Raw genomic sequence first — 4,493 nt, 5'->3', positions numbered from 1 at the left:
TTATTTATGTTGTGGCAGATAACTGTGATGTTAGTCATTTGAATTTTACAGACAATAAGGTTGTTGTTTTGAAACCGGAAGAAGTATTGGCCAGTAATACCAAATCCCATTTTTATGCAATAGACAGGTTTCAAAGAGATCATGAAATAATAACCATAATTGATAGTGACAACTTAGTTCATCCCGAAYATTTTATTGAATTGAACAAGTTCATTTCAGCGGGTTATACCTCAGTTCAAGGGGTAAGGGCAGCTAAAAATTTAAATACCCCATATGCGTGCCTTGATGAGGCAGGAGATATATTTTACAGGCTGATTGATCGAAAACTTTTATTTGAAGCTGGATCATCTGCAGCGCTTTCTGGATCTGGGATGGCTTTTACGACAACTGTTTACAGAGATTGCCTGGAACATACGCTAATTACCGGTGCAGGTTTTGATAAAATATTGCAATATGAAATTTTAAATAGGGGTTACAAAATAGCATTTGCTGAGAAGGCGATTGTGTATGACGAAAAAACAAGTAAAACCGGTCAGTTGGTAAATCAGCGATCAAGATGGCTGAATACCTGGTTTAAGTATTTTTTTCTCGGCCTGAATCTATTTGGTAAATCTATTGTGAATTTTAATCTGAATCAGGGGTTGTTTAGCCTTATGCTGCTTAGACCGCCACTATTTATATTGCTCATTCTCTCAGCTACTTTTTTTGTGCTGGACTTGTTTTTTATCCCGCTATTCTCAATTTATTGGATACTTGGAGCAATCGTATTTATTGTTTCTGTGTTTTCGGCGCTGAAATATTTCAAGGCGGATAAAAGAATCTATAGTTCTTTAAAAAACGTGCACAAATTTATGTATTATCAGGTTTTAGCACTTTTGAAAGTTCGAAAAGCCAATAAAATTTCGGTAGCTACAGAACACTATTATAAAGAAGAGATAAAGAAATAGACTATAAAGTAAAGAATCGATAGATGAAAAAGAAGTTGCGTATTGGAATAGAAGTTCAACGTATTTTCAGAGCGAAAAAACACGGGATGGAGGTTGTTGCATTAGAACTGATAAATGAAATCCAGAAGTTAGATAAGTACAATGAATATATTCTATATGCAAGAAACGATGTAGATAATACCTGCGTTAAAGAGCAGGACAATTTTAAAATCAGGACGCTTTCTTCAAGTTCGTACCCAACATGGGAGCAATTTGCTTTACCAAATGCTGTAAAGAAAGACAACCTGGATTTTCTTCATTCAACATGCAATACTTCTGCGCTTAGCCTTTCGGTTCCATTAATGCTTACTTTACACGATATTATTTATCTTGAGAAAACGGACTTTAAGGGGACTTCATACCAAAATTTTGGTAATCTGTACAGAAGGTTTATAGTACCTAAAATTGTTGATAAGAGTAAGTTGATCATCACCGTTTCGAATTTTGAGAAGGAGGTGATTCTGAACAAACTGAAATTGCCGGAGGATAAGGTTAAAGTGATCTATAATGCTGTGAATCCTAAATTTAATGCGGCCTATTCTAAAGAAAAGCTCCTTGCTTTTAGAAATGCTAATCGGTTACCAGAAGAATTTATCCTCTTTTTAGGGAATACTGCCCCTAAAAAAAACACTTTAAATGTAATTAAGGCATATACTGAATACCGTTCTGCTATAAGCGAGGGCTTACCTCTGGTTATTTTAGATTACGATAAGAAATTAGTTGAAGATACCCTGAAGGAATTGGGTAAAGAACAATTTATTGAGCACTTTATTTTTCCGGGATACATTCCGTCTGACGAGATGCCTCTGCTTTATAATTGCTCCAGCCTATTTTTATATCCGTCTTTGCGTGAAAGTTTTGGACTGCCTATTTTAGAAGCTATGGCTTGCGGGGTACCGGTTATTACTTCAAATACTTCGTCTATGCCAGAGGTGGCTTCGAATGCAGCATTGTTCGTAAACCCTTTTGATCATAATGAGATAAAAGACGCAATGATTCGTTTTTTTGCCGATAGTGCTTTACGGTCGGAAATGAGGGAATTGGGATTGAAAAGAGCTGCGAGCTTTACATGGAAATCTGCAGCGGAGCAATTGCTCTCTATTTATAATTCATTTATCCTTTAGCTTGTAATAAAAGAATGCTATGAATCGGAGACAGGTCATATATAGGATATTAGGAATTTCAGCAATTGCTGTAAGTGGAGCCGGTTTTTGGAAGTATTGGAATATTTATAAGAAACCGGATCTTTTATATCTAACGAGTAAAAAATCGCTTATAGCAGAAATAGCTGAGACTATTATACCAGCTACGGATACCCCAGGGGCTAAAATGGCAAAGGTTGAAGATTTTATTATTAAGATGGTAAGAGATTGTACAGCAACAAAATCCCAAAATAACTTTATAAAAGGACTAGCTGATTTAGAAACGTATACCGAAGAGAATTACAATAAGACGTATGTAGCATGTAATGTGAAAGAACGGGAAGCTGTACTAACTCATTTTGAGAATTTAGAAGAATCACATTACCTGATTCGTAAACTAAAACAGAAAATATTGGGAGACAATTTCTTTCATATGTTTAAGTCTTACACGGTGACTGGCTATTGTACTTCGGAGCTGGGCGCTACCAAAGGATTATCATATGACTATTTACCCTCAACTTTTGAGGCATGTATTACAATTGGGGATAAACAAAAATCTTGGGCAACAAAATAATTTATAAATGGTAAACACTTTTGAAAAGTCTGTTTCTTATGATGCCATAGTAATCGGATCAGGAATTACCGGTGGGTGGGCAGCTAAGGAATTGTGTGAGAAGGGTCTTAAAACACTCATGCTGGAACGAGGAAGAGATGTACGTCATATTAAAGATTATCCAACTGCCAATTTGAATCCATGGGATTTTGAATATAGATTAAATAATACAAATAAGGAGTCAACAGAGAATCCGATACGAAGCGGAACATCTGACGAAAGTGACCGGATGTTTTATGTGAGTGATAAGGAGCATCCTTATATTCAGCATAAACCATTTAATTGGATAAGAGGTTATCAGGTTGGCGGTAAATCTCTAATCTGGGGAAGACAATGTTATCGGTTAAGTGATCTTGACTTTGAAGCAAATATTAAAGATGGTGTTTCTATCGATTGGCCAATAAGATATAAAGATGTTTCTGGGTGGTATGACTATGTGGAAAGGTTTATTGGTGTTAGTGGTAGGCATGAAAACCTTCCGTATTTACCTGATGGTTGCTATCAGCCTCCGATGGAGCTTAATTGTATAGAAAAACATCTTGCTGCATCTATAAAAAAGAATGAGGAGCATAGGTTGCTAACTATTGCCCGTGTTGCAAATTTAACAAGGGGACTGACTGATAGAGGACCTTGCCAGAATAGAAATTTATGCACCAGGGGATGCCCATATGGCGGATATTTTAGCAGTAATAGTGCTACAATACCAGCAGCAGCTGCAACAGGAAATTTGACAATCAGGCCTTTTTCAGTTGTTAAGGAAATTATTTATGATGAAAAACTTCAAAAGGCCACAGGGGTAAGGATAATAGATTTGAACACACTTGAGGAGTTTGAATTTAATGCGAGGATTATTTTTGTTAATGCTTCGACAATTAATACCACTTCGATTCTATTAAATTCTAAATCATCGAGATTTCCAAATGGAATTGGTAATGATAGTGAGCAATTGGGGCATAACTTGATGGATCATCACTCTTCTTCAGGTGCCTCGGGAACACATGAGGGCTTTAAAGATGAATATTACAAGGGGAGGAGACCCTGTGGTTTTCTTATCCCAAGATTTAGGAATATAGGAAAGGGAGAAAAAGTGGACTTTTTAAGAGGATACAATTTTCAGGGAAGAGGCGAAAGAGAGGGGTGGCAGGAGAAAAAAAACAATTTAAAGGGTTTTGGAGCCACATTTAAAGATCAATTAACTAAGCCAGGCTCATGGTCTGTATGGATGGGGGGATGGGGTGAATGCCTTCCGTATTTTGACAACAAAATAGCGCTTTCGGAGAATAAGAAAGATAAATGGGGATTGCCATTGATTGAGATAGATTTCTCATTTAGAGAAAATGAGCATCTGATGATGAAAGACATTCAGAATACAGGAGCGATTATGCTTGAAAAGGCTGGATTTAAAGATGTTAATACTTTCTCTTATAACACACCAGGTGGGGCAACAGTGCATGAAATGGGAACTGCCAGAATGGGTAATGATCCTAAAACATCTGTATTAAATAAACATAACCAAATACATGCTGTAAGAAATGTGTTTGTTACAGATGGAAGTTGTATGACTTCATCTGCATGCCAAAATCCTTCATTGACTTATATGGCGTTAACTGCCCGTGCATGTGATTATGCTGTTAGTGAAATGAAAAAGGGGAATATTTAAATTTTAGCTTACTAAAGTAGATCAATACAATGAAATCGAAGATTGCCTTCTTATTAAGTTTAGCTAAAAGTAAACATATCTTATCTCTGACC

4 protein-coding genes are annotated in these 4,493 nt (G+C 36.4%); all 4 read left to right on the top strand.

Features of this window, described 5'->3' with window-relative positions; genetic code table 11:
• Positions 1 to 947: glycosyltransferase (locus AC1DG9_RS23810; protein ID WP_477635363.1), on the top strand; the 947-nt coding region annotated here is incomplete at its 5' end.
• A gap of 23 nt (positions 948 to 970) precedes the next feature.
• The gene (locus tag AC1DG9_RS23805; RefSeq protein ID WP_288883296.1) at positions 971 to 2,110 is read left to right on the top strand and encodes a glycosyltransferase family 4 protein; all 1,140 of its coding nucleotides are present in this window, start codon (positions 971 to 973) and stop codon (positions 2,108 to 2,110) included.
• Between the two features lie 19 nt (positions 2,111 to 2,129).
• Positions 2,130 to 2,702: a gluconate 2-dehydrogenase subunit 3 family protein gene (locus AC1DG9_RS23800; RefSeq protein WP_288883298.1), complete on the top strand. Its 573-nt coding sequence runs from the start codon at positions 2,130 to 2,132 to the stop codon at positions 2,700 to 2,702.
• Between the two features lie 7 nt (positions 2,703 to 2,709).
• The gene (locus AC1DG9_RS23795; RefSeq protein ID WP_288883300.1) at positions 2,710 to 4,401 is read left to right on the top strand and encodes a GMC oxidoreductase; all 1,692 of its coding nucleotides are present in this window, start codon (positions 2,710 to 2,712) and stop codon (positions 4,399 to 4,401) included.
• Positions 4,402 to 4,493 lie beyond the last annotated feature (92 nt).

It is taken from the genome of Pedobacter sp. 05L430 (genome assembly GCF_056397585.1).
This window is presented reverse-complemented; position numbering and strand designations above follow the sequence as displayed.